Here is a 24,518-nt window from a genome sequence, read left to right on the forward strand (position 1 = left end):
AGGGTGGGGCGTGTCAGGAGAGGGGTCGCAGGCCCTGGCCGCGCTTGAGGTGGGCCTGCAGGTCGCGGACGAACTCCTCGCGATCGGCCGCCAGGATCGTCACCGGGATCGTGGTCGTGCGGCTGTCGGTGAGCTTGAGGACCACCACGGGCAGACCCCCGGGCGAGGCGGTGACCGCCTCGGTGACCTCGGTCCAGGCTGCTGCCTTGACCCCCGCCCCACGGACCAGGCGGACCCGGTAGCCCTCGGCGCCCAGGTGGACGACCGCGAGCCGCGCGGTGATCACGTAGCCGGCGACGAACAGCGCCACCACGCCCACCAGGGTGAGCACGACGAGCGCATCGACCGGCAGCCCGAGCACCGCGACCAACGCCGTGGCCGCGAACAGCAGTGCTGCCAGACCGACCAGCATCCCGCCGACGACGCGAGCACCGACGGCCGGAGCGAGCCGGTAGTCGGACGGAGACGCAGGGGGCATGGGTTGATTGAACAAGACACCGGATTGGTGGGTCACAGCGGGTTGTCGGGAACTGCCCCGAGGGCGACACTCGAAGTCCCCCCACCGCTCCGGGCCGCCGGGAGGTTGCCATGACCGTCACCGTCACGGGTATGCCGGCCGCAATGCAGGGCCTCCAGCAGGCTCTCGCGGCCTCTCGACGACCCGGAGCTCCCCTCGGCAACTGGCGCTGGGTGGTCCGCCAACGGATGGCGGGGCTGCGCGACGCCCTGGTCACCGAGGCCGGCACGGGGGTCAACGGCTGGACCGCCGCCCGCGAGGGCACCGTGCTCCGCGAGCGCAACGCCCTGCTCGCCCGGATGAGCAGCCTCGGTCCACAGGTCCTCGAGAGCGCGGACGTCGACGGCGTACGCGTCGAGCTCGACCGCCTCCTCGCCGACGTTGCTCGTCACGTCCAGCGCGTCAACGACCTGGCCTACGACGACGTCGAGCTGGAGCTCGGCGGCTCGGAGTAGGGCCCCCTTAGACTCTGCGTGTCCCAGACCCTCGGGTGGGGGCACGGAGGGGTGCCGGAGTGGCCGATCGGAACCGCCTTGAAAGCGGTCGTAGGGAGACCTACCGCGGGTTCGAATCCCGCCCCCTCTGCGCTGCCGGGGACACCCGAGCGAGCTCGGGTGTCCCCGAACCAGCAGCCAGGTCGAGTAGCCGCGCGACCGACGGAGGAGGTCGCGACCGGCGTATCGAGACCCCGTCGACTAGTGCAGGATCTCCACGAGCACGTCACCCTCCTGGACGACGTCGCCGGGAGCGACCTTGATGGCGCGGACGGTGCCCGGCTCCTCGACGAGGACCGGGATCTCCATCTTCATCGACTCGAGCAGCACCACGGTGTCGCCCTGCTCCACCCGGTCGCCGGGCGAGACGGACACGATCATCACGTTGGCGACCATCTCGGCCACGATCTCCGTCACCTGTTCGCGCGCCATGCAGCGAACCTAGCCGTTACTCGTGCGTACCCCGGAACCCGGGCGGTCGTCAGAGCAGCGGCTGCGTGCGGCGCGGCTCGGGCCGCAGCGCGGTGGCCTCCTCGGCGCGGCGACCACGTCGGCCCCGGGGGCCGGTGAAGGCCAGGTCGACCCGGATCACGACGAAGCCGATGACCAGACCGACCACCAGGCCGTAGACGACCGAGAGGGTGCTCTCGGTGAGGGTGACCGACGGGTTCACCAGGGCGTTGGCGACCGTGGTCGTGGCGGCCACACCGAACGCGCACGCCCACCAACCCTGCCGGCGACGAGCCCGCATGTGGACGCCCCAGGCGAGCGCCGGGATGCCCAGCACGGTCTCGAGGGGGCGAGGGAAGGCGCCGAGGTGGTCGCGGGACCAGACGACCAGGTCGAGCAGGTTGGAGACCAGGGCCGGGGTGCCGTAGCGCCGCAGCACCTCGGCGTACGCGAGCGTCAGCGCCAGCAGACCGGTGCCGATCAGGACCGCGACGACGCCGCGCCGGCCGAGGCCGTGGAGGCCCGCGCCGAGGCGGTAGACGAGGGCGAACGACCCGACGAAGGCCAGCGCGAGGGTGACGTACTCGAAGCGGGCCACGGTCACGACCGGCTCGAAGCCGACCGTCGCCAGCGCGCCCACGGCCGCGATCAGCATCGCGACCACGACCTCGCGGACCGCGTGGATGAAGCGCACCGCCGGCACCGTCGCCATCACGGCGAGGACGGCCGAGACCACACAGGTGAGCACCGCCGCGCCCGTGCGGAGGGAGTCGTCGTCGCTGATCACGGCGACCAGTCCCAACGTCAGGGCCAACGTCCCGACGACGACCGGGCGACCACCCGTGCGAGCGGCGAGCGCCCAGGAGTACGCCGTCGCGACCGCGATCGCCCCGGCACCGCACAACCAGGACGGCCCGCGCTCGAGGACGCAGGAGACCAGGGCGGCCAGCCCGGCGAGGATCACGAGCACCGAACCGACGATCGGCCAGCGGCTGCCGGCCAGGCGCTCGAGCCGGCCGACCTCGGGCCGCGAACGGACCGGCTTCGGCAGCTTCTCGGGCTTCGCCTTCTCGCTCCGTCGCGCGGGCGCCTTCTCGGCGCGGCGACGTGGAGCGGCTCTGGACACGAGGACGAAGGTTACAGACGTCGGTTGGCCAGCGAGGGGTTGGTCCTGCGGGCCTGCTCGAGGACGTCGCGGTCGAGGGTGGCGGTGAGCACGGCGGGTCCGTCCGCGGCCTCGGCGAGCACGTCGCCGAGCGGGTCGACGACCAGCGAGTGGCCCGAGTAGCGCGGGCCGGGCTGGCCGGCGGCCACCACGAAGACGGTGTTCTCGATCGCCCGGGCCCGGACCAGGGTCCGCCAGTGGTCGACCTTGCGGGGACCGGCCACCCAGGCCGCGGGGACGACCAGCACCTCGGCGCCACGGTCGACCAGCGCCCGGGCGAGCTCGGGGAAGCGGAGGTCATAGCAGGTCATCAGGCCGACGGTGAAGCCCGCGACCTCGATGAGCACCGGCTCGATCGCGCCGGCACTGAGTCGGTCGGACTCGCGGTAGCCGAAGGAGTCGTAGAGGTGGATCTTGCGGTACGACGCCTCGGCGCCGCCGCGGACGACCAGGGTGTTGAACGGTCGGTCGGGGTCGTCACCGGGCTCGAACGTCCCCGCGACCAGGGTCGACCCGCGCTCCGCGGCCACCCGGCCGAGCTCGGTCGCGAACGGACCGGTGACGGGTTCGGCGTACGCACTCACGTCGGAGCCCGCCTCGCCGAAGTCGCGGGCGAACGCCTCCGGGAAGACCACGAGGTCGGTGTCACGAGGCGTGAGGTCGTCGAGGAGTGCGCGGTTGGCCGCCGGCTCGAGGCCGGAGGCGTGCTGGACGGCGGCGACGCGCAGGAACCCCACGGTGCGAGACTGCCACACATGTCTGTTGCTGCGATCGTCCTGGCCGGCGGGCAGGCGTCCCGCATGGGTGGGGCGGACAAGGCGTCGGTGGAGTACCTCGGTCGGACCCTGCTCGAGCACGCGCTCGACGCCCTGGTCGACGCCGATGAGGTGGTCGTGGTCGGCGACCCGGTCCCGACGACCCGCCCGGTGACCTTCACCCGCGAGAGCCCGCGGCACGGCGGCCCGGTGGCCGCGCTGCTGACCGGGCGGGACGCGCTGATGCGGACGCCCGCGACCCTCGAGGTGCTCGCGGTCGACATGCCGTGGGTGACCGCGTGGACCTTCCGCCGGCTCGTCGACGCGGCGGCGGGGCACGACGGGGCGTTCCTCACCGACACCGACGCTCGACGCCAGCTCGCGGGCGTGCTCGACGTACGCCGCCTCAACGCCGTCCGCCCCGATCTCGAGGCCCAGCACGGGATGGCGCTGCGCAGCCTGCTCGCCGACCTCGACCTGGCCGAGATCGCGCCCGAGGGCGACGAGGGCCGCGACATCGACACCTGGGCCGACCTGCGCGACCTCTGAGAAAGGTCTTGCGACACACCGGTTCTACCGGGGAACGTGGTGCCTGTGAACCTTCACGACTGGATCGACGAGGTGAGCGACGTCCTCGACATCGAGGCCGAGCTGGACGAAGGCCTGGTGCTCGACCTCGCCCGCGTGGCCGCACACAGCGTCGTGCGGCCCGCCGCCCCGATCACGACCTACCTGCTCGGGTACGCCGCCGGGAGCATCGACGCCGACCCCGAGACCGTCGAGCGGCTGGCGGCCAAGGTGCAGCGGCTCGCCGAGGGCTGGGACCGGCCGGCCGATGCCCCGGACCCGGACGACATCGAGGACGACGTACCGGACGACAGCGCGGTCGACCACACGGGCGAGGCCTTCGAGGAGTGACAGATCTCGATACGCCCGTCGCGACCTCGTCCCTCGGCCGCGGGGCTACTCGATCTGGCTGCTGAGTCCCGGCCTTCGCAGGCTCAGTCCGGGGCACCTCATACGCTGGCGGACATGCGTGCCGTGATCGCCGCCGAGCCCGGTGGCCCCGAAGTCCTGTCCGTCGGCGAGCTGCCCGACCCGGAGCCGGGGCCGGGTGAGGTCGTCCTCGACGTCGCCGCCGCGGGCCTGAACCGCGCCGACCTGCTGCAGCGGCAGGGCTTCTACCCGCCACCGCCCGGCGCGTCCGAGGTGATCGGGATGGAGTGCAGCGGCACCGTCGCAGCGCTCGGCGAGGGCGTGACGGGCTGGTCCGTGGGTGACCAGGTGTGCGCGCTGCTCGCGGGCGGTGGCTACGCCTCGAAGGTCGCGGTCCCGGCCGGGCAGCTGATGCCGATCCCCGAGGGGATCGACCTGGTCAAGGCCGCCGCGCTGCCGGAGGTGGCCTGCACGGTGTGGTCGAACGTCTTCATGGTGGCCGGGCTCAAGCCGCAGGAGACGCTGCTGGTCCACGGCGGCGCCGGCGGCATCGGGTCGTTCGCGATCCAGCTCGCCCACCAGCTCGGCGCGCGGGTGATCACCACGGCGGGTACGGCGGAGAAGCTCGCCGCCTGTGCGGCGCTCGGCGCCGACGTGACCATCAACTACCGCGACCAGGACTTCGTGGAGGTCGCCCGCGAGGCGACCGACGGCCACGGTGTCGACGTCATCCTCGACAACATGGGGGCGAAGTACCTCGACCGCAACATCGACGCGCTCGGCCTCGAGGGCCGGCTGGTGATCATCGGCATGCAGGGCGGCACGAAGGCAGAGCTCGACATCAACAAGCTGCTGCGCAAGCGCGCGGCCGTCATCGCCACAGCGCTGCGGTCCCGGTCGGTCGAGGGCAAGTCCGCCATCTGCGCCTCGGTGGTCGAGCACGTCTGGCCGCTGGTGGCCGAAGGTCTGGTGCAGCCGGTGGTCAACGGCGTACTCCCCCTCGACCGGGTCGCCGAGGCTCACGCGCTGATGGAGTCGGGCGAGCACACAGGCAAGATCCTTCTCGCCGTCTAATACGGTGGGATTCATGAGCGAGTCGGAGCAGGACCAGCAGGTCGTCGTCGTGGGGCCGGACGGTCAGCCGGTGGCAGCGGACGACGACCAGGCCGTCACCGAGCTGGTCGAGCAGCCGGCGAAGGTGATGCGGATCGGGAGCATGATCCGGCAGCTCCTCGAAGAGGTGCGGTCGGCGCCGCTCGACGACGCCAGCCGGATCCGGCTCAAGGAGATCCATCAGGCATCCATCAAGGAGCTCGAGTCGGGCCTCGCGCCCGAGCTGGTGGAGGAGCTCGAGCGGCTGTCGCTGCCCTTCACCGAGGACGCCACCCCGTCGGACGGCGAGCTGCGGATCGCCCAGGCCCAGCTGGTCGGCTGGCTCGAGGGGCTCTTCCACGGCATCCAGGCGACGATGTACGCCCAGCAGATGGCCGCCCGCGCCCAGTTCGAGCAGATGCGCCGCGGGCTCCCGCAGGCGCTGCCCGGGCCCGAGGGCGGCGTACCCGGCGAGCAGGCGCCCCAGACACCGGGTGAGTCCGGCGGGATGTACCTCTGACTTCTCGGCCTCTTCATGTGCTTCTCGGGCGTTGCAACACCCGAGAAGCGTCGGGATACCCGGTGAACCGGGGATTCCGACCTAGGAGCGGCGGCGGGAGAGCCCGAAGGCGAGAAGCAGGCCGAGCACGCCGGCGATGACCAGCGCCGCGCCCGGTGCGGCCAGGCGCTGGAACTCGGCGGGCTCGTCGGCGACGGTCGTGAAGGTCGCCTCGACCGGCTCGGGCGGGGTCGGCGCGTGTCCGCTGCCGAGCATGTCCTCGACCTTGGCGACCCGCTTGTCGGTCGCGGGCGCGGTGCCGTCCTGCTGGTCGACGTTGAGCGTGGCGTCGGAGCGCTTCGCGAAGAAGACGTAGTCCTCGCCCTTCGGCAGGTCGGTCAGGCCGCAGGCCCGGTTGCTGTCGGGGGTGACGATCTCGACCTCGGCGGTGTCGACCTGGCCCTTGTAGACCCGCGCGACCTCGACCGTGTAGACGAGGTCGGACCCGTCGGTGCGGTGCTCGCCGACCGTGCCGGTGAAGACATCGGTGGCCTTGGCGGTGTGCGACGCGATGTCGTCCGGGCCGGTGGCCTTGGGGCACGCGAGAGCGGGAGCGCCGAGCGCGACGACGGTGCCGCTGGAGAGCAGCAGGACGGCGAGCAGGCGGCGGATCACGTCTCCATCTCAGCAGACGGCAGGTTGAAGACACCAGCCAGCACCTGGGCGACCCCGTCCTCGTCGTGACCGGGCGCCACGTGGTCGGCGGCCTCGACGACGGTCGGGTGGGCGTCGGCCATGGCGTACGACGTGCCTGCCCACGTCAGCATCGGCAGGTCGTTGGGCATGTCGCCGAAGGCGATCACGTCGGCCGCGTCGACGCCCACGTCGGCGCAGAGCAGCTCGAGGGTCGACGCCTTCGTCACGCCAGGCGCGCTGATCTCGAGCAGCGACGTCGTCGAGGACCAGGTGATGACCAGACGGCCGTCGACGGCGGCCTCGGCCTGGTCCCAGAACTCCTGCGGGGCGAGCTCCTCGTGGCGGGCGAGCAGCTTGACCGCGGGCCGGTCGAAGAGCTCCTCGATCGGGGCGCGCCGCGCGTCGTCCGGCATCGGGTGCCGCTCGATGAACTCGGGCTCGAGGCCGATGCCGTCGAGGGTCTCGACCGCGAAGGTCGTGCCGGGGACGGCCTCCCGGAGCAGCCGGCAGACGGCCACGCCCAGCTCGGGCTCGATCGGGCGGAGCAGGTGGACGTCGTGGCGGGCGACGTCCCACACGAGGGCGCCGTTGGAGACGACGGCGAGCCCGTGCTGACCGACGTAGTCGAAGACGTCCTCGGCCCAGCGCAGTGGCCGCCCGGTGACGAACACGACCGGGACGCCGAGCTGCTCGACGGCCAGCAGGACGTCGTGGGTGTAGGCCGACACCGTGCCGTCGGAGCGGACCAGGGTGCCGTCGAGGTCGGTCGCGACGAGCCGGGGCGTCGCGGAGCGCCGAGGTCGGGCCTCGATGAACGTGGTGCCCGGCAGCGGGCGGGCCATCACGAGCTCGCCGTCGTCGTTGGCGCCGCGGAGCTCGGTGAAGCCGCACTTCGCGAGCACCCGGATGCTGGGCTTGTTGGTGGGCTCGACGCTCGCGCGGACGCGTACGCCGAGGGCGTCGGTCTCGACGAGCAGCGCCTTGAGCGCCTCGGTCGCGAAGCCCCACCCCTGCGCCTCGTCGACCAGGCCGTAGCCGACCTCGACCTCGAGGACGCCGTCGGCGGCCGGCTCGGGCGGGCCGAAGAAACCGATCGAGCCCAGCGCGGTCGCGCCGCGGACGATGTGGCGCGGCGACCACGGGTCACCGGGTTGGTACATGGTCGCCGCGTCACGGTCGTCCTGGCGCGGGTAGTCGCGGTGCCAGCCCTCGCGGGAGCGGCCCTCGCGGATGTCGGCAGCCTCACCCGGCGTCCAGACCGGGAGGGTCAGCCGCTCCGTCGCGACCAGGGCGGGAAGGCTCATCCGAAGTACTTGTCCAGCTCCGTGGCCAGGCCGTCGTCGTACACGCTGCCGGTCACGTCGTCGGCCGCCGCGAGGACCTCCTCGATGGCCTGGCCCATCGCCACGCCCCGGTGCGCCCACGCGAACATCTCGAGGTCGTTGCGGCCGTCGCCGACCGCGAGCGCGTCGTCGGCGGTCAGGCCGAGCTGGTCGGCGACGTGCTGGAGACCGGACGCCTTGGAGACCCCGACCGGGGCCAGGTCGAGCCACGCGGTCCAGCCGACGACGTAGTTGGTGCCGTGCAGCCCGAGGTCCGCGGCCAGGGCGACGAACTCGTCGGCGGTGGAGTCGGGGTCGCGGATGATCACGCGGCTCACCTCGGCGGCGAGCAGGTCGTCGACCTCGGTGACGATCATGTCGCCGGAGAGCTCGCCCTCGGGGAAGTGGGAGTTGACCCGGTAGCCGACGCCGCGCTCCTCGACCGCGACCAGGGCCGTGGGGTGGCGCTCGAGGATCGCCTCGACCGCCGGCCGGGCGTCGAACTTCTCCTCGTGGACGACCTCGAGCGGCGGGTAGCGGAAGACGACCGCGCCGTTCGACGCGACGATCCAGAGCCGGCCGCGCGCCTCGTCGTACAGGTCGAGCAGGTCGGCGATGGGCGCCATGCCGTGCGGCGATCGCCCGCTCGCGAGGACGACGTGTGCACCGGCGTCGAGGGCCCGCTGGACCGCGGCGTGCACCGCGGGCGAGATCTCCTCGTGGGTCATCCCGGCGCCCTCGACCCACTTCAGGATCGTGCCGTCGATGTCCAGGGCGACCAGCTTCGGCCGCCAGGCCTCAGTCACCGATGGGCTCCAGGACCTCGCGGCCGCCGAGCCAGGGCTGCAACGCCTTCGGGACCCGGACCGAGCCGTCGGCCTGCTGGTGCGTCTCGAGGATCGCGACGATGGTGCGGGTCGAGGCACAGAGCGTGCCGTTGAGCGTCGCGATGTGCTTGACGCCCTCGGGGAACCGCCCGCGGATGTCGAGCCGGCGGGTCTGGAACTCGGTGCAGTTGGAGGTCGAGGTGAGCTCGCGGTACTTCCCCTGGGTCGGGATCCACGCCTCGCAGTCGAACTTGCGGATGGCCGAGAGGCCGAGGTCGCCGGCCGCGGTGTCGATCACCTGGTAGGCGAGCTCGAGCTTGTCGAGGAACGCCTTCTCGATGCCGAGCAGCCGCTCGTGCTCGGCGTACGACTCCTCGAGCGTGGTGTAGACGAACATCTCCACCTTGTCGAACCAGTGGACGCGGATGATGCCCTTGGTGTCCTTGCCGTGCGAGCCGGCCTCCTTGCGGAAGCAGGGGCTGAACGCGGCGTAGCGCAGCGGGAGCTTGGCGCCGTCGAGGATCTCGTCGGAGTGGTACGCCGCCATCGGGACCTCCGAGGTCCCGACGAGGTACATGTCCTGGCCCTCGATGCGGTAGACGTCGTCGGCCGCCTGGCCGAGGAAGCCGGTGCCGTCCATGGCACGGGGCTTGACCATCGACGGCGCGATCACCTGGGTGAAGCCGTGCTCGCGGGCCGTCTCGTTGGCGAGGTTGATGAGGGCGAACTCGAGCTCGGCGCCGACGCCGGTCAGGAAGTAGAAGCGCGAACCCGAGACCTTGGCGCCCCGCTCGATGTCGATCGCGCCGAGGAGCTTGCCCAGCTCGATGTGGTCGCGCGGCTCGAAGTCGAACTCGACGGGCGTGCCGACCCGCTCGATGACCGTGAAGTCGTCCTCGCCACCCGCAGGCGCCTCGTCGGCAGCCAGGTTGGGGATCGACATGACCTCGGTCTGCCAGGCCTCCTCGGCGACGGCCTGGGCGGCCTCCGCCTCCTTGACCTCGGCGGCCAGCGTCTTGGTCTGGGCGAGCAGCGCCTGCTTCTCGTCGCCCTGCGCCTGGGGGATCAGCTTGCCGAGCTGCTTCTGCTCCGCGCGCTTGGCCTCGAACGCCATGATCGCCGCCCGGCGGGCCGCGTCGGCGGCCAGCGCCCGGTCCACGACGTCGCCGGACAGTCCGCGCTTGGCCTGGGCTGCTCGAACGCGGTCGGGGTCGTCTCGGAGGATGCGCGGGTCGATCATCTCGGGGTCCCCGCGTCGTCAGGAGCGAAGCGAGTGACGTCGTGGGGTGAGGTCATGCCGTCAGGCTATCCGGGCGCCGCCCGACGGCGCGCGTGAGATCCCCCTGCGCGGGGCCGGGCATACTTCCGACCATGCTCGACCGACCCCGCGCCATCGTGCTGAGCTGGGCAGCCGCCTGCTTCGTCCTGTTCGCGCTGCTCGGCGTCGGCGTCGCCTCCGACTGGGCCTGGCTCGTGTCCCTGGACGACCGCGGCCAGAGCGCCCAGGAGTGGGCGACCGACACCGACTGGCTGCACAGCGCGCTGCGGGTGGTCGAGGTGGCCTTCGGCACGATCGCGATGACGGCCTACACGGTGGTCCTGTTCGGCGTGCTGTTCCGCAAGCACCGGCGGGCCGCCTTCTTCACGGTGGGCGTGATGGTCGCGACGGCGCTCACCACGACGGTGATCAAGGCGCTCACCGACCGCAGCCGGCCGCCGTGGCAGAGCACGGACGCCCTGCTGCACAACGGCGCCTTCCCGTCCGGGCACGCGTCGGCGGCCACCGCTATCGGCGGGGTGGTGATCATCCTGGTGTCGATGCTGGTCCGGCGCGCGAGCATCCGTCGGACGACGTACGTCGCCGCGGTGCTCGTCATCGCACTGGTCTGCGTCGACCGGGTGCTGCTCGGCCGGCACTACCCGACCGACGTGGTCGGCGGCGTGCTCCTCGGCGCCGGCATGGTGCTGCTCGGCATCGGCCTCTACAACCCGCTGCCGCGCAGCCGGTCGGCAAACTTCGAGCCGCTGCCCGAGGTCTACGTCTCGGAGCGGCAGCTCGCCGTCGTGCTCAACCCGATCAAGGTCGAGGACGTCGGCCAGTTCAAGGCGATCGTCACCACCATGGCGGCCGAGGCCGGCTGGTCGACCCCGAGCTGGCACTACACGACCATCGAGGACCCCGGCACCGGCATGGCCACCGCGGCCTCGGTCGCGGGCGCCGACCTGGTGCTGGTCTGCGGCGGCGACGGCACGGTGCGCGAGGTGTGCGCGGAGCTGGCCGGCACCGGCATCCCGGTCGGCATCGTGCCCGCGGGCACCGGCAACCTGCTGGCTCGCAACCTCGACATCCCGCTCTACATCCGTGCCGCGATCGACGTCGCGCTCACCGGTCAGGACCGGGCCATCGACCTGGCCAAGGTCTCCGGCGACGGCTTCGAGGACACCCACTTCATGGTGATGGCCGGGATGGGGTTCGACGCCGCGATCATGGAGGGCGTCAACGAGGACATCAAGAAGCGGGTGGGCTGGCTCGCCTACGTGCTGTCGGCGCTCAAGTCGCTGATGTTCCCCGCCGTGAAGGTCGAGGTCTCGGTCGACGGCGGCGAGTTCACGACCCACCGGGCCCGCACGATCGTCGTCGGCAACGTCGGCTACCTGCAGGCGGGGATGCCGCTGCTGCCCGACGCCGCCATCGACGACGGCGTGCTCGACGTCGTGCTGCTGCACCCGCGGAAGTTCCTGTCCTGGGTCCCGCTCGCCTACCGGGTGCTCGCCCGCCGGCCGCGCACCGACGACCTGGTCAACCGGATGACCGGCTCGACGGTCGTCGTACGCGCGGCGACCGACACCCCCCGTCAGCTCGACGGCGACTCGATCGGTCCCGGCCGCGAGCTGCGCATGGAGTGCATCCACGGGCGACTGCTGGTGCGCGTCCCCCGCTGACGGGTCGACGACCAATTCGCGTCAAGAAGAGCCGGGTCACCGTCAAGGAACCGTCAACACGAGCCGGGTGAGCGGTCGGACCGACCTAGAACTGGGTCGTGCCTGATCTCATCTACGTGCTCCTGACCCTCGCGGTCTTCGGGCTGCTCGCCCTCGTGGTGGGTGCCCTGGATCGGCGGCTCAAGTGAGCAGCCTCGCTCCCGCCCTCGGCCAGATCGCGGTGCTCGTCGTCGCGCTGGCGGTCGCGGTCCCGCTCCTGGGGCGCTACCTCGCCAACGTCTACACGTCGCCGAAGCACCTCGCGGTCGAGCGGACGTCCTACCGCCTGCTGCGCGTCGACCCGGACGCCGACCAGCACTGGAAGACCTACACGATGTCCGTGCTGGGTTTCTCGCTGGTCAGCGTGCTGGCGCTCTACCTGCTCGGCCGGGTGCAGGCGCACCTGCCGCTGAGCCTGGGGTACGCCGGGCTGCCGGCCGACGGCGCGTGGAACACCGCCGTCAGCTTCGTGACCAACACCAACTGGCAGTGGTACTCCGGAGAGTCGACCGTCGGACACCTCTTCCAGATGTCGGGCCTGACCGTGCAGAACTTTGTCTCGGCCGCGGTCGGCATGGCCGTCGCGGCGGCGTTCGCCCGCGGTCTCGCGCGGAGCCTCGCAGGGGGTCGGGTCGGCAACTTCTGGTCCGACCTGGTTCGCGGCACCTTCCGCGTGCTGCTGCCGGTCGCCGTGGTCTCGGCGCTGGTGCTGGTCGCGTTCGGCGCGATCCAGAACCTGATGGGCACGCGGACGCTCGAGACCCTGACCGGCGGCAGCCAGCAGGTGACGGGCGGCCCGGTGGCCAGCCAGGAGGCGATCAAGCAGCTCGGCACCAACGGCGGTGGTTTCTACAACGTCAACTCCGCCCACCCGTTCGAGAACCCGACGCCGTTCACCGACCTCTTCCAGATCTTCCTGATGCTGGTGATCCCGTTCGCGATGGCGTGGGCGTTCGGCCTGATCGTCAAGGACCGCCGCCAGGGCGTCGCGATCATCTCCGTGATGACGCTGCTGCTGGGCACGGCGATCGCGCTGCTCACCTGGGCGGAGATGGCCGGTCCCGGCCTGGCGCCTGCGGCCGCCGGCGGCGCGATGGAGGGCAAGGAGGTCCGCTTCGGCACCGCCGCGTCGGCGCTCTTCGCCGCGGCGACGACCGGCACGTCCACCGGAGCCGTCAACTCGATGCACGACTCACTCACCGCACCCGGCGGTGGCGTCGCGATGTTCAACATGATGCTCGGCGAGATCGCCCCCGGCGGCGTCGGCTCGGGCCTCTACGGCATGTTGATGCTCGCGATCGTCACGGTCTTCCTCGCCGGCCTGATGGTCGGCCGGACCCCGGAGTACCTCGGCAAGAAGATCGGTCAGCGCGAGATCGTGCTCGTCGCGCTCTACGTGCTCGCCACGCCGGTGCTCGTCCTGACCGGCATCGCCGTCGCGATCACCGCGAACCAGGGCCTCGCCGGTCTCCAGGAGACCGGGCCGCACGGCCTCTCCGAGGCGCTGTACGCCGTCACGTCGGCCGCCAACAACAACGGCTCGGCGTTCGGCGGCCTCACCTCCGGCACGCCGTTCTGGAACACGCTGCTCGGCCTCCTGATGCTGGTCGGCCGGTTCCTGCCGATGATCTTCGTCCTCGCGCTGGCCGGGCGGTTCGCCAGCCAGCAGCACCTGCCGCCGGGGGCCGGCACCCTGCCCACCCACAAGCCACTGTTCGTGGCGCTCCTCTCGGGCGTCGCCCTGGTCGTGGTCGGTCTGACCTACGTCCCGGTGCTCGCCCTCGGTCCGATCGCGGAGTCCCTGTCGTGATGATGAACGTTCGTGAGGCGCTGCCCGGCGCCGTGAAGAAGCTCGATCCCCGCGAGCTGTGGCACACCCCCGTGATGCTGGTCGTCGAGATCGGCGCCGCCGCCACCACCGTGATGGCGGTCGTCGACCCCTCCACCATGGGCTGGATCGTGACGGTCTGGCTCTGGCTGACCGTCCTCTTCGGCACCCTCGCCGAGTCCGTCGCCGAGGGCCGGGGCAAGGCACAGGCGGCGAGTCTGCGGGCGCTCCAGCAGGAGACGACGGCACGCCGCCGTCGACCCGGTGGCGGCTTCGACGTCGTCGCCAGCACCGACCTGCGGACCGGCGACGTGGTCGTGGTCGCGGCCGGCGAGCGGATCCCCGGCGACGGCGACGTCATCGAGGGCGTCGCGTCGGTCGACGAGTCGGCGGTGACCGGCGAGTCCGCGCCCGTCATCCGGGAGTCCGGCGGCGACCGGTCCGCGGTCACGGGCGGGACCGTGGTGCTCTCCGACGAGATCGTCGTGCGGATCACCTCGGACCCGGGCCAGTCCTTCGTGGACCGGATGATCGCCCTGGTCGAGGGCTCCGAGCGGCAGCGCACCCCCAACGAGATCGCGCTCAACGTGCTGCTCTCATCGCTCACGGCGATCTTCGTCGTCGTCGTCGGGTCGCTCTGGTTCGTGGCCGACTACAGCGACGCCCACCAGTCGCTGATCGTGCTGACCGCACTGCTGGTCTGCCTGATCCCGACCACCATCGGGGCGCTGCTCTCCGCGATCGGCATCGCGGGCATGGACCGGCTGGTGCGTCGCAACGTGCTGGCGATGTCCGGCCGCGCGGTCGAGGCGGCAGGCGACGTCGACGTGCTCCTCCTCGACAAGACCGGCACCATCACGCATGGCAACCGGCAGGCCTCCGAGCTGCTGCCGCTGTCCGGTGTCTCGCCCGAGGAGCTGGCAGAGGCGTCGCTGCTGTCCTCGCTCGCCGACGAGACGCCCGAGGGGCGCTCGATCGTCACGCTCGTCCGGGGTTTCGAGACAGGCGCAGAGCGCCTTCCTCAACCACCGGATGCGGTCCTGGTGCCGTTCAGCGCCAACACCCGGATGAGCGGCATCGACCTCGACGGCCGCGAGGTCCGCAAGGGCGCGGCCTCCGCCGTCACGGCGTGGGCGGGCGGCACGACCCCCGAGCTCGACGAGCTGGTCCAGCGGGTCAGCTCCACGGGCGGTACGCCGCTGGTGGTGGCCGACACCGGGCGCCTGCTCGGCGTCATCCACCTCAAGGACGTCGTCAAGGACGGCATCCGCGAGCGCTTCGAGGAGATGCGCGCGATGGGCATCCGCACGGTGATGATCACCGGCGACAACGCCGTCACCGCGGCCGCGATCGCAGCGGAGGCTGGCGTCGACGACTTCCTCGCCGAGGCCACGCCCGAGGACAAGATGGCGCTGATCCGCAAGGAGCAGGAGGGCGGCCGGATGGTCGCGATGTGCGGCGACGGCACCAACGACGCGCCCGCGCTGGCCCAGGCGGACGTCGGTGTCGCCATGAACACCGGGACGACCGCGGCCAAGGAGGCCGGCAACATGGTCGACCTCGACTCCGACCCGACCAAGCTGATCGACATCGTCGAGATCGGCAAGCAGCTGCTGATCACCCGTGGGGCGCTCACGACCTTCTCGGTCGCGAACGACGTCGCGAAGTACTTCGCGATCCTGCCGGCGATGTTCGTCGTCGCGTTCCCGCAGCTGGACGTCCTCAACGTGATGCACCTGTCCAGCCCCGACTCCGCGATCGTCTCGGCGGTGGTCTTCAACGCGCTGGTGATCATCGCGCTGATCCCGCTGTCGCTGCGCGGCGTGCGCTACCGGCCCTCGTCCGCCTCGGACCTGCTGCGCCGCAACCTGCTGATCTACGGCGTCGGTGGCCTGGTCGCCCCGTTCGTCGGGATCAAGCTGCTCGACCTCGTCATCTCGCTGATCCCAGGAGTCTGATCATGAAGGACCTCTACACGCTCTTCCGCCACAGCCTCGCCGGCCTGCGGGTGCTCGTCGCGATGACGCTGCTGCTCGGCGTCGCGTACCCCCTCGCCGTCACCGGCATCGCCCAGGTCGCCTTCCCCTGGCACGCGGACGGTTCGCTGGTCACCGCGACCGGCAGCCACACCACCGACGCCGGCCAGGCCGTCGGCTCGGCGATCATCGGCCAGACGGTCGACGACGACGGCCTCTTCCAGAACCGGCCGTCCGCAGCGGGCGACGGCTACGACATGCTCAGCACCTACGGCACCAACCTGGGGCCGAACAACCCCGACCTGGTGGCGTCGATCAAGCAGCTGAAGGCCGAGGTCGCGGAGCGCGAGAGGGTCGACCCCTCCGACGTACCGCCCGACGCCGTCACCTCCTCGGCGTCCGGCCTCGACCCCGACATCTCGCCGGCGTACGCCGCCATCCAGGTGCCCCGGGTCGCGGCCGCCAACGACCTGAGCGAGGACGCCGTACGCCGTCTGGTCGCCGAGCACACCTCGGGCCGGACCTGGGGCGTGCTGGGTGAGCCGCGTGTCAACGTGCTCGAGCTCAACATCGCCGTGCGGGTGCTGGCAGGATCGTGAGCATGGAGGAGCCCCGCCGAGGGCGGCTGACGGTCTACCTCGGCGCCGCGCCCGGCGTCGGGAAGACCTACGCCATGCTCAGCGAGGCCCGTCGGCGCTGCGAGCGGGGCACCGACGTGGTGGTCGGCTACGTCGAGACCCACGACCGCGAGCACACGACCGAGATGGTCGCCGGCCTCGAGGTCGTGCCGCGCGCGGAGATCTCCTACCGCGGCACGACCTTCACCGAGATGGACACCGACGCGGTGATCGCCCGGGCGCCGGCCGTGGTCTGCGTCGACGAGCTCGCCCACAGCAACGTGCCGGGCAGCCGGCACGAGAAGCGCGCCGCGGACGTCGAGCAGATCCGGGCCGCAGGCATCGACGTGATCACCACCGTCAACATCCAGCACCTCGAGTCGCTCAACGACGAGGTCGAGCGGATCACCGGGGTCCGGCAGCGCGAGACCGTGCCGGACGAGGTGGTGCGCACGGCCGACCAGATCCAGCTGGTCGACATGTCCCCCGACGCGCTGCGCCGCCGGATGGCCCACGGCAACATCTACCGGCCCGAGCAGATCGACGCGTCGCTCACGTCGTACTTCCGGATCGGCAACCTGACCGCGCTCCGCGAGCTGGCGCTGCTCTGGCTGGCCGACCGCGTCGACGACGCGCTCGGCGACTACCGCCGCGCGCACGCGATCGAGACGTCCTGGCCCGCCAAGGAGCGCATCGTCGTCGCCGTCACCGGAGGCGTCGAGAGCGAGACCCTGCTGCGGCGCGGCGCCCGGCTCGCCCAGCGCGCGGCCGGGTCGGAGCTGCTCGCGCTGCACGTCATCGCGAACGACGGGATCGCCAACCCCGACGACGCCCGCATCGCCCGGTCCCAGCAGCTCGTCGCGTCCCTCGGCGGCACGTTCCACTCGGTCGTCGGCGAGGACGTGTCCGCCGCGGTGGTCGACTTCGCGAGCGGCGCCAACGCCACGATGATCGTCGTCGGCGTCTCCCGGCACGGCCGCCTGCGCCGCCTGGTCGCGGGTACGACGGGCGACCGGATCGCCTCGCTCGCCGGGTCGATCGACGTCCACCTGGTCACCCACGACCAGGTCTCGCGCGGCACCCGGTCACGGTGGTACCTCTCCCCGCTCTCCCGGCAGCGGCAGGTCATCGGGCTGGGCGCCTCGGTCCTGCTCCCCGTGCTGCTGACCCTGGTGCTGCGACGCTTCAACGACCCGGACCAGCTGCCCCTCGACGTGCTGCTCTTCCTGGCGGTGACCGTGCTGGTCGCCCTGGTCGGCGGGCTGCTGCCTGCCCTGGCGGCGGCGGTCGTCGGCTTCCTGCTGATGAACTGGTTCTTCACCCCGCCCGTGCACGGCTTCACGATCTCGGAGCCGGCGAACCTGGTCGCGCTCGTGGTCTTCCTCGCCGTCGCTGTCGGGGTCGCGACCGTCGTCGACCGGGCGTCGCGGCGCGCCACGGACGCCGTCCGCGCTCGCACCGAGGCGGCGACGATGGGTTCGCTGTCGCGGTCGGTGCTGACCGGTCAGGACACCGCCGAGGCGGTGGTCGAGCGGATCCGCGAGCTCTTCGGCCAGGACTCCGTCGCCCTGCTGGCGCGCGGCACGGCCGGGTGGACGGTGGTCGCCGCGAGCGGCCCGTCGCCAGCGACCGCGCCGGACGACGGCGACACCCGGGTGCGGGTCGACGACGACCACGTGATCGTGCTGCGCGGCGAACGGCTGCGGGCGAGCGACCAGCGGGTGCTGGAGGCCTTCGCGGTGCAGACCGGGCTGGTGCTGGAGTACCGCCGCCTGCGCGAGCGCGGCGACCGGGCGGCCACCCTCGAGCGGGCGGAGGCGACGAGCACGGCCATCCTGCGTGCGGTGTCCCACGACCTGCGCACGCCGCTGGCCACGATGCGTACGTCGGTCGACGGGCTGGTGTCCGGCTCGCTGGGCGAGGCCGACCGGGCCGAGCTGGTCGCCGCGGTCGAGTCGTCGACCGACCAGCTGGAGCACCTCATCGACGACCTGCTCGACCTGTCGCGGATCCAGTCCGGGCTGGTCCATCCCGTGCTCAGCGACCGCAGCCTGGAGGAGGTGCTGCCGCTGGCCGTGACCGGCTATCCGGCCGGTGCCGTCTCGCTCGAGGTCGACGAGGCCGCTCCCCTCGTGCACACCGACGCCGGCCTGCTGGAGCGCGTGGTCGCCAACCTGGTGTCCAACGCGGTCCGGGCATCGGGTGGGGTCCCGGTGCGGGTGCTCGCCCACGAGCTGCCCCGCTCGGTCGAGATCCTCGTGGTCGACCGCGGGCCCGGCGTACCCCCTCAGCAGCGGGAGCGGATGTTCGAGCCCTTCCAGCGGCTCGACGACACCAGCGGCGGCGGACTGGGCCTCGGACTCGCGGTCGCACGCGGGCTGACCGACGCGCTGGGTGGCACGCTGAGCGCCGAGGACACCCCGGGTGGAGGACTGACGATGATCGTCTCGGTGCCGCGCGCATGAGCGGGCAGGGCAGCGGTGGATCCTCCACCGTTCCGACGGATGAAACAGTGGATCTCCCACCGCTGTCGGCAGCCGAGTCCGCCCGGCGGTGGATCCTCCACCGTTCTAGCGGGCGAAACGGTGGACTGTCCACCGCTGTCCCGGCGTCGAGGACCGCGGCATGAGCAAGGTGCTCGTGGTCGACGACGAGCCGGCGCTCGCCCGCGCGCTGGCCATCAACCTGCGCGCGCACGGCTGGGAGGTCGTGACCGCCGCCGACGGCCGGTCCGCCCTCGAGGCCGCCGCGACCGAGCACCCCGACGTGGTCGTCCTCGACCTGGGCCTGCCCGACCTGGACGGCACCGAGGTGATCGCCGGGCTCCGCGGCTACTCCAAGGTCCCCATCGTCGTGCTCTCCGCGCGCCAGCACGGCGAGGACAAGGTCGAGGCGCTCGACCTCGGCGCGGACGACTACATCACCAAGCCGTTCGCGATGAACGAGCTGATGGCCCGGCTCCGCGCCGCCGTACGACGCGGCCAGGAGGCCGGCCCGGAGACGACCGAGGTGGTCGCGGGCGACCTGGTCATCGACCTGGCTCGGAAGAAGGTCGCGCGCGCCGGGGTCGACGTACGCCTGACGCCCACGGAGTGGGCGTTCCTCGAGCTGCTGGCCCGCAACGTCGGCCGCCTGGTGACCCGCGAGCAGGTGCTGCGCGAGGTGTGGGGACCGGCGTACGAGCACGAGTCGCACTACCTGCGCGTCTACGCCGCCCAGCTGCGTCGCAAGCTCGAGGACGACCCCGCGCACCCGGTGCACCTGGTCACGACGGCCGGTCTGGGCTACACGCTGGAGCCCTAGCGCGGGGTCAGCCAGAAGAGCGGGAGCTCGCGGTCCGTGCGCTCGGCGTACTTCGCGTAGACGGGCCAGCCGGCGACGGCCGCCGCCCACTTCTCCTCCCGCTCGGGGCCGGTGAGCTCGCGGGCGTCGACGGCGACGGTCCGGCGCTTGAAGGTCACCAGCGGCTCCTCGGCGTCGCGCAGGTTGGCCGCCCAGGCCGGGGGCGTGGCCGCGCCCCAGTTCGACCCGACGACCAGCCACCCGTCGCCGTGCGGCACCGTCAGCAGCGGCGTGGAGCGCAGGATGCCGGTCTTGCGGCCGGGCACCTGCAGGACCAGCTCGTGCAGCCCGGTCGCCATCATGATCGTCAGCCGGCCTCGGGTCGCCCACTGGATGAACCGGTCCGAGCCGACGATCAGCCGCGAGAAGCGCGACAGCCCCGGCAGCGAGCCGATCTTGATCGCCATCCAGCGCGTCGGGTTCATCATGCGCCGGACTATAGGGCTCCGCTCAGGCCGTGGCGACGGCTTCCTCGGGCTCCGGCGACGCCTGCGGCGGCCCGTGCTGCACGAAGTCCTTCTGCCGGATGAGCAGCAGGCACAGCGCGCCGACGACGAACGCCGTCCCGGCACCGATCATCACGATGTGGTTGAGCGCCTCGACGAAGCTCGCGGTGGCGGCGTGCTCGAGCACCGGGCGTACGGCGGCGGGCGCCTGCTGAATGACGACGCCGACCTGGCCACCGGTGACCGCCGTGGCGATCTGGTCCGACTGGCCGGCGACCGGCGTGCCCGCCAGCTTGTCGTGCAGGGCGGCCGCGACCTGGTGGCTGAAGATCGAGCCGAGCGCGGCGATGCCGGTCGCGATGCCGACCTGGCGGAAAGTCGAGTTCACCCCGGAGGCCATGCCGGCCCGGGCCGGGGCGACCACGCCGACCGCGGTCGAGACCAGCGGCGGGTTGATCATCCCGACGCCGATGCCGGCGACGATCAGGCCGGGGATCAGGTGCGTCCAGCTCGAGCCGGTGTCGATGCCGCCGACGAGCAGCAGGCCGACGCCCAGCACCAGGAAGCCCGGACCGATCAGCCACTTGGTCGGCACGTGGTCCATGAACCGTCCCGTGATCGCCGAGGCGAGGAACGTGGCCGCCGAGAGGAAGAGCAGCCGGAGGCCGGTCTCCACCGCGGAGTAGCCGAGCACGTTCTGCAGGTAGATCACGATGTAGGTCAGCAGCGAGAAGATCGACGCCGAGACGCCGAACGCCGCGAGCAGCCCGGCGGTGAACGTCGGCTTCCGGAGCAGCGCCAGGTCGAACATCGGGTCCTGCTGCCGCAGCTGGCTGACCACGAAGGCCGCCATCAGGACCGCAGCGGCGACCAGGCTGGTGACGACCGTCCGGTCGCCCCACCCGTCCTTGCCGGCCTCGATCAGGCCGAAGACCAGGAGGCCGAGCGCGGAGCTGAACGTGACGAACCCGATCCAGTCCGGACGACCGGCGTTCGGGTTCTTCGACTCGTGCACCCGGGTCATCGAGATGAACATCGCGACCAGGCAGATCGGCAGGTTGACGAAGAAGATCCAGCGCCAGGACAGGCCGCTGGTGAGGATGCCGCCGAGCACGGGACCGATCGCCACGGCGACGCCGGTGGTCGCACCGAACGCGCCGAACGCGACGCCGCGGTCCTTGCCGGTGTACGTCGTGCCGAGGATCGCCAGCGACGTCGCGAACATCGCGGCGCCACCGATCCCCTGCGCGGCCCGGGCGATCGCGAGGAACTCGATGCTCGGCGCGAGGCCGCACAGCAGCGAGCCGATCGTGAAGAGCGCCGTACCGATCACGAAGACCTTGCGGCGACCGAAGATGTCGGCGAGCGAGCCGGCCGTGAGCAGCAACGCGGCCAGGCTCAGCGCGTAGGCGTCGATCACCCACTGCAGGCCCGAGAGCGACGCGTCGAACTGGCTCTGGATGTCAGGGAGCGCGACGTTCACGATCGTCACGTCGAGCAGGAGCATGAACACGCCCGTGCACACGGCGACGAGGGTCCACCACCTGCCCTGGTCGGGCGCCGGGGCTTCGGCCTGCACTGTCGAGTCAGCCATGTTCATCAACCACCAAATCATCATCTACTTAACGATTACCTCCAGTACGATACGCTGGATCGAAGAATCGTCAAGTGGCTAACGATCAGGAGATGGGTCACGTGGGTCTGCCCGAGCCGACCGGCAGCCGTGAGCTGCTGCCGTCCCTCGCGCAGAACGACGGCCACCTCTTCTGGCGCGCGGCGGCGCGGGTGCACGCGGCCCTCGCCGAGACGCTCCCTCCGGGCGTCGACGTCCACGAGTACGCCGCGCTCCTCTCGCTCGCGGGCGGGATCACCCGGACCCAGCAGTCGATCGCCGCGGCGATCAGCACCAGCCGCACCACCGTCGTCAAGGTGGCCGCCGACCTGGCCGCGCAGGGCCTGGTGACCCGGGTCCGCAACCCCGACGACCGGCGGTCCTACGCCCTCACCCGCACCGCCGAGGGTGCCGCGGCCGCGCGGCGCTGGCGCCGGCACGTGGAGGACCTCGACGACGCCCTGACCTCGGTCTTCACGATCGACGAGCACGAGGAGCTCCGCCAGATGCTGGTGCGGATCTCGGAGGGCGAGCTCGCGGCGGACACCCCCGCGCCGCTGCTGGAGAGCGTCGCGTTCCTGATCACCCGGGTGCACTTCCGGCTGCACCGCGACTTCTCGGCCGCGCTGGCACCGCTCGGGATCGAGCCCCGCCACAAGGGCTGCCTGGCCGCGCTCAACGAGGCCGGACCGATCCCGCAGGCCCAGCTGGCCAGGATCCTCGGCGTCAGCGGCGCCAGCGTGGTGCAGATGGTCGACGACATGGAGCGCCGCGGGCTCGTGGAGCGGCGGCGGCTGGAGACCGACCGCCGCACCCAGCTCCTCCACCTGCTCCCCGAGGCGGCGGAGGTCGCGGAGCAGGCCCACGTGCTGAGCGAGGAGCTGACGGCCGCCCACCTCGCGATGCTGACCGCCGCGGAGCGCAAGCGACTCACCGGCTACCTGGTCCGGTTCATCACCGCCCCCTAACGGGTAAAGGCGGGCCATGCCCCTCACACGCCACCTGATCGCCGTCGCCGCCACTGCTGTCGTCCTCGTGGGGGCACCCGCGGGCTCCGCCGCAGCGAGCGGCGAGCAGAACCACGACCTACCGCGCTACAGCGACGGGCACCCCCGCGACGCCCGGATCACGATGCCCACCGCCCACGTCCACCGGCTCCGCGTGGTCGCCTACCGCGGCAAGACCGACGACGGCCCCGGCACCGTGATCCAGAACCGAGGGATCGCCGCGGCGCCGTACGGCCCCCAAGGCGGGACCGGCGTGGGCGGGATCGGCAACTACCAGGTGACCGCCCACCGGACCTCGCACGGCGGGATCTTCCGGCAGACGCCCTCGATGCACCGGGGCGACAAGGTGATCGTCGACAGCGGTCCGTGGCGCTGGATCTACCGCGTCACCGGCACCCGCTGGGTGTCGTTCCGGTCGCAGAAGTCATTGCACCGGCAGCGCGCCGCCGTGCCTGGTCATCCGCGCAAGGAGCCGCGCAAGGGATACATCACCATCTCGACGTGCGCGACGCCCGAGGACCACGCACGCGGCAACTACTGGACCGACCGCTTCGGCAACCCGGAGCACCGGATCGACAAGATCGGCGTGCTCGTCCGCCGGGTGCACAACCCCTACTGGCACAAGCTGCACCCGCACGGGCAGTGATGCCTACGGGCGAGCGTGCTCGATCGCCTCGAGCTCCTCGGGCGAGAGCTGCTGCTCGCAGGTCCAGCCGGTGATGCTCTTCGCGTAGGTGCGCGCCTCGCTGCGTCCGCTGATCGAGGTGAGGACGACGCCGTGGCCGCCGTCGTCGAGCAGCGCCAGCGACCACGACAGGTGGCCGCCCATGTCGCCGAACGCGTCGTAGCGCACCACCGACAGGTGGCGCAGCGCGTCCTTCGCCTCGGCCCGCAGCGCGGCGACCTCCTGGCGCAGGCCGTGCACGTCCTCGGGGAGCGCGTCGACGCCGTCGCCCTTGCGGGGAGCGGTACGGCGCAGCGTCACCAACGCGATCAGCAGGGCGACGACAGCGACGGCAACAGCGACGATCTCCACGCACCGAGCCTAGGTAACGGACAGCGCCGGATCGCGTTGCCCCGCCCGTGGGAGCATGTGCGGCGTGACAGGACGCATCGCCTACCAGGGCGAACCCGGCGCCAACTCCCACATGGTGTGCAAGCAGCACTACCCCGACTGGGAGTCCGTGCCGTGCGCGTCGTTCGAGGACGTCTTCGCGACCGTGGAGGCCGGTGACGCCGACCTGGCGATGATCCCGATCGACAACTCGATCGCGGGCCGGGTGGCCGACATCCACCACTTCCTGCCGGACTCCGGCCTGCACATCATCGCCGAGCACTTCCTGCGCATCCGCTTCTGCCTGATGGCCATCCCGGGCACGACCCTCGACCAGATCACCACCGTGCACAGCCACGTCCACGCGCTCGGCCAGTGCCGCAGGTTCATCCGCGAGCACGGGCTCAAGCCGGTCATCTCCGGTGACACCGCCGGCTCCGCCCGCGAGGTCGTGGAGTACGACGACCCGACGCAGGCCTCGATCTCGCCGCCGCTCGCGGCCGAGATCTACGGACTGGAGATCCTCGCTGAGGACGTCGAGGACGAGGACCACAACACCACCCGCTTCGTGGTGCTCTCCCGCGATCTGGTCGAGGCGCCGCCGGGCAACGGACCGGTCGTCACGAGCTTCATCTTCAACGTCCGCAACCTGCCGGCCGCGCTCTACAAGGCCCTCGGCGGCTTCGCGACCAACGGCGTCAACATGACCAAGCTGGAGAGCTACATGGTCGGCGGGGAGTTCACCGCCACCCAGTTCCTGGCCGAGGTCGACGGGCACCCCGAGGACGTCGGGCTGCGGAACGCGCTCGAGGAGCTGGCGTTCTACACCACCGACGTGAAGATCCTCGGGGTCTACCCGGCGGACGCGTTCCGGGCGGAGTCCTAGCCGGCCGGACGGTGG

At 71.6% G+C, this 24,518-nt stretch carries 25 protein-coding genes and 1 tRNA gene; 15 read left to right on the forward strand and 11 right to left on the reverse strand.

Going from position 1 to position 24,518, the window contains the following annotated elements; genetic code table 11:
- Positions 1 to 13: 13 nt before the first annotated feature.
- Entirely contained in the window at positions 14 to 478 is a 465-nt protein-coding gene (locus ABLE68_RS07600; protein ID WP_348870709.1) for a hypothetical protein, read from the reverse strand.
- 110 nt (positions 479 to 588) lie between these two features.
- On the opposite strand from ABLE68_RS07600, the gene ABLE68_RS07605 reads away from it, so the two are divergent.
- Together ABLE68_RS07605 and ABLE68_RS07610 are read left to right on the forward strand one after the other, a co-directional pair.
- The gene (locus ABLE68_RS07605) at positions 589 to 972 is read left to right on the forward strand and encodes a hypothetical protein (RefSeq protein ID WP_348870710.1); all 384 of its coding nucleotides are present in this window, start codon (positions 589 to 591) and stop codon (positions 970 to 972) included.
- Between the two features lie 45 nt (positions 973 to 1,017).
- A tRNA-Ser gene (locus ABLE68_RS07610) sits at positions 1,018 to 1,102 on the forward strand.
- 110 nt (positions 1,103 to 1,212) lie between these two features.
- Here ABLE68_RS07610 and ABLE68_RS07615 read toward each other — a convergent pair.
- From ABLE68_RS07615 to ABLE68_RS07625, 3 genes are read right to left on the reverse strand one after another with little or no spacing between them, the layout of a single operon-like run.
- Positions 1,213 to 1,443 carry a biotin/lipoyl-binding carrier protein gene (locus tag ABLE68_RS07615; RefSeq protein ID WP_348870711.1) on the reverse strand — a complete coding sequence of 77 codons (231 nt, stop codon included), beginning with the start codon at positions 1,441 to 1,443 and terminating at the stop codon, positions 1,213 to 1,215.
- A 49-nt stretch (positions 1,444 to 1,492) separates the two neighbouring features.
- Positions 1,493 to 2,587, reverse strand: a complete 1,095-nt coding sequence (locus tag ABLE68_RS07620; protein ID WP_348870712.1) for a hypothetical protein — start codon at positions 2,585 to 2,587, stop codon at positions 1,493 to 1,495.
- A gap of 11 nt (positions 2,588 to 2,598) precedes the next feature.
- Positions 2,599 to 3,363, reverse strand: a complete 765-nt coding sequence (locus tag ABLE68_RS07625; protein ID WP_348870713.1) for a carbon-nitrogen hydrolase family protein — start codon at positions 3,361 to 3,363, stop codon at positions 2,599 to 2,601.
- A gap of 18 nt (positions 3,364 to 3,381) precedes the next feature.
- On the opposite strand from ABLE68_RS07625, the gene mobA reads away from it, so the two are divergent.
- The 4 genes from mobA to ABLE68_RS07645 all read left to right on the forward strand — a co-directional run bounded on the left by mobA (position 3,382) and on the right by ABLE68_RS07645 (position 5,929).
- Positions 3,382 to 3,930, forward strand: coding sequence for a molybdenum cofactor guanylyltransferase (mobA, locus tag ABLE68_RS07630; RefSeq protein WP_348870714.1), 549 nt, complete (start codon positions 3,382 to 3,384; stop codon positions 3,928 to 3,930).
- A gap of 45 nt (positions 3,931 to 3,975) precedes the next feature.
- Positions 3,976 to 4,299, forward strand: a complete 324-nt coding sequence (locus ABLE68_RS07635; RefSeq protein ID WP_348870715.1) for a DUF6457 domain-containing protein — start codon at positions 3,976 to 3,978, stop codon at positions 4,297 to 4,299.
- Between the two features lie 114 nt (positions 4,300 to 4,413).
- Complete coding sequence (locus ABLE68_RS07640; protein WP_348870716.1) at positions 4,414 to 5,391, forward strand: NAD(P)H-quinone oxidoreductase; 978 nt, start codon at positions 4,414 to 4,416, stop codon at positions 5,389 to 5,391.
- 13 nt (positions 5,392 to 5,404) lie between these two features.
- Positions 5,405 to 5,929, forward strand: coding sequence for a bacterial proteasome activator family protein (locus ABLE68_RS07645; protein ID WP_348870717.1), 525 nt, complete (start codon positions 5,405 to 5,407; stop codon positions 5,927 to 5,929).
- A gap of 81 nt (positions 5,930 to 6,010) precedes the next feature.
- Here the strand turns inward: ABLE68_RS07645 and ABLE68_RS07650 are convergent, their stop codons facing one another.
- Genes ABLE68_RS07650 through serS form a run of 4 tightly spaced genes read right to left on the reverse strand, consistent with a single transcriptional unit; the run spans position 6,011 to position 9,993 of the window.
- Positions 6,011 to 6,583, reverse strand: coding sequence for a hypothetical protein (locus ABLE68_RS07650; protein WP_348870718.1), 573 nt, complete (start codon positions 6,581 to 6,583; stop codon positions 6,011 to 6,013).
- On the reverse strand, positions 6,580 to 7,908 hold the full coding sequence (locus tag ABLE68_RS07655; RefSeq protein ID WP_348870719.1) for an HAD-IIB family hydrolase: 1,329 nt from the start codon (positions 7,906 to 7,908) through the stop codon (positions 6,580 to 6,582). Before ABLE68_RS07655 ends, ABLE68_RS07650 begins: the two co-directional genes overlap by 4 nt.
- On the reverse strand, positions 7,905 to 8,732 hold the full coding sequence (locus ABLE68_RS07660; protein ID WP_348870720.1) for an HAD family hydrolase: 828 nt from the start codon (positions 8,730 to 8,732) through the stop codon (positions 7,905 to 7,907). Before ABLE68_RS07660 ends, ABLE68_RS07655 begins: the two co-directional genes overlap by 4 nt.
- Complete coding sequence (serS, locus tag ABLE68_RS07665) at positions 8,725 to 9,993, reverse strand: serine--tRNA ligase (RefSeq protein ID WP_348870721.1); 1,269 nt, start codon at positions 9,991 to 9,993, stop codon at positions 8,725 to 8,727. Before serS ends, ABLE68_RS07660 begins: the two co-directional genes overlap by 8 nt.
- Before the next feature lie 131 nt (positions 9,994 to 10,124).
- On the opposite strand from serS, the gene ABLE68_RS07670 reads away from it, so the two are divergent.
- From ABLE68_RS07670 to ABLE68_RS07695, 6 genes are all read left to right on the forward strand, one after another.
- A complete protein-coding gene (locus ABLE68_RS07670) occupies positions 10,125 to 11,696 on the forward strand; it encodes a bifunctional phosphatase PAP2/diacylglycerol kinase family protein (RefSeq protein WP_348870722.1) in 1,572 nt (523 codons plus the stop codon).
- A 184-nt stretch (positions 11,697 to 11,880) separates the two neighbouring features.
- Positions 11,881 to 13,545 carry a potassium-transporting ATPase subunit KdpA gene (kdpA, locus tag ABLE68_RS07675; protein ID WP_348870723.1) on the forward strand — a complete coding sequence of 555 codons (1,665 nt, stop codon included), beginning with the start codon at positions 11,881 to 11,883 and terminating at the stop codon, positions 13,543 to 13,545.
- On the forward strand, positions 13,545 to 15,521 hold the full coding sequence (gene kdpB / locus ABLE68_RS07680) for a potassium-transporting ATPase subunit KdpB (protein ID WP_348870724.1): 1,977 nt from the start codon (positions 13,545 to 13,547) through the stop codon (positions 15,519 to 15,521). The genes kdpA and kdpB overlap by 1 nt, the downstream gene beginning before the upstream one ends.
- Positions 15,522 to 15,523: 2 nt before the next feature.
- Complete coding sequence (gene kdpC / locus ABLE68_RS07685) at positions 15,524 to 16,138, forward strand: potassium-transporting ATPase subunit KdpC (RefSeq protein WP_348870725.1); 615 nt, start codon at positions 15,524 to 15,526, stop codon at positions 16,136 to 16,138.
- 2 nt (positions 16,139 to 16,140) lie between these two features.
- On the forward strand, positions 16,141 to 18,621 hold the full coding sequence (locus tag ABLE68_RS07690) for a DUF4118 domain-containing protein (RefSeq protein ID WP_348870726.1): 2,481 nt from the start codon (positions 16,141 to 16,143) through the stop codon (positions 18,619 to 18,621).
- Positions 18,622 to 18,781: 160 nt separating this feature from the next.
- Complete coding sequence (locus ABLE68_RS07695) at positions 18,782 to 19,459, forward strand: response regulator (protein WP_348870728.1); 678 nt, start codon at positions 18,782 to 18,784, stop codon at positions 19,457 to 19,459.
- On the opposite strand, the gene ABLE68_RS07700 is transcribed toward ABLE68_RS07695, so the two are convergent.
- Together ABLE68_RS07700 and ABLE68_RS07705 are read right to left on the reverse strand one after the other, a co-directional pair.
- Positions 19,456 to 19,926, reverse strand: coding sequence for a nitroreductase family deazaflavin-dependent oxidoreductase (locus ABLE68_RS07700; RefSeq protein ID WP_348870729.1), 471 nt, complete (start codon positions 19,924 to 19,926; stop codon positions 19,456 to 19,458). The genes ABLE68_RS07695 and ABLE68_RS07700 overlap by 4 nt on opposite strands.
- Before the next feature lie 22 nt (positions 19,927 to 19,948).
- Positions 19,949 to 21,538, reverse strand: a complete 1,590-nt coding sequence (locus ABLE68_RS07705; RefSeq protein ID WP_348870730.1) for an MFS transporter — start codon at positions 21,536 to 21,538, stop codon at positions 19,949 to 19,951.
- Between the two features lie 74 nt (positions 21,539 to 21,612).
- On the opposite strand from ABLE68_RS07705, the gene ABLE68_RS07710 reads away from it, so the two are divergent.
- Positions 21,613 to 22,524 (forward strand): MarR family winged helix-turn-helix transcriptional regulator, encoded by a 912-nt coding sequence (locus ABLE68_RS07710; protein WP_348870731.1) that lies wholly within the window; start codon positions 21,613 to 21,615, stop codon positions 22,522 to 22,524.
- A 16-nt stretch (positions 22,525 to 22,540) separates the two neighbouring features.
- On the forward strand, positions 22,541 to 23,209 hold the full coding sequence (locus ABLE68_RS07715; RefSeq protein WP_348870732.1) for a sortase domain-containing protein: 669 nt from the start codon (positions 22,541 to 22,543) through the stop codon (positions 23,207 to 23,209).
- A gap of 3 nt (positions 23,210 to 23,212) precedes the next feature.
- Here the strand turns inward: ABLE68_RS07715 and ABLE68_RS07720 are convergent, their stop codons facing one another.
- Complete coding sequence (locus tag ABLE68_RS07720; RefSeq protein WP_348870733.1) at positions 23,213 to 23,599, reverse strand: DUF4446 family protein; 387 nt, start codon at positions 23,597 to 23,599, stop codon at positions 23,213 to 23,215.
- Positions 23,600 to 23,663: 64 nt separating this feature from the next.
- On the opposite strand from ABLE68_RS07720, the gene ABLE68_RS07725 reads away from it, so the two are divergent.
- Positions 23,664 to 24,503, forward strand: a complete 840-nt coding sequence (locus ABLE68_RS07725) for a prephenate dehydratase (protein WP_348870734.1) — start codon at positions 23,664 to 23,666, stop codon at positions 24,501 to 24,503.
- The last annotated feature ends 15 nt before the right edge of the window (positions 24,504 to 24,518 follow it).

Source organism: Nocardioides pollutisoli, from assembly GCF_040045055.1.
In the GTDB taxonomy this organism is placed as follows: Bacteria; Actinomycetota; Actinomycetes; order Propionibacteriales; family Nocardioidaceae; genus Nocardioides; species Nocardioides tweenelious.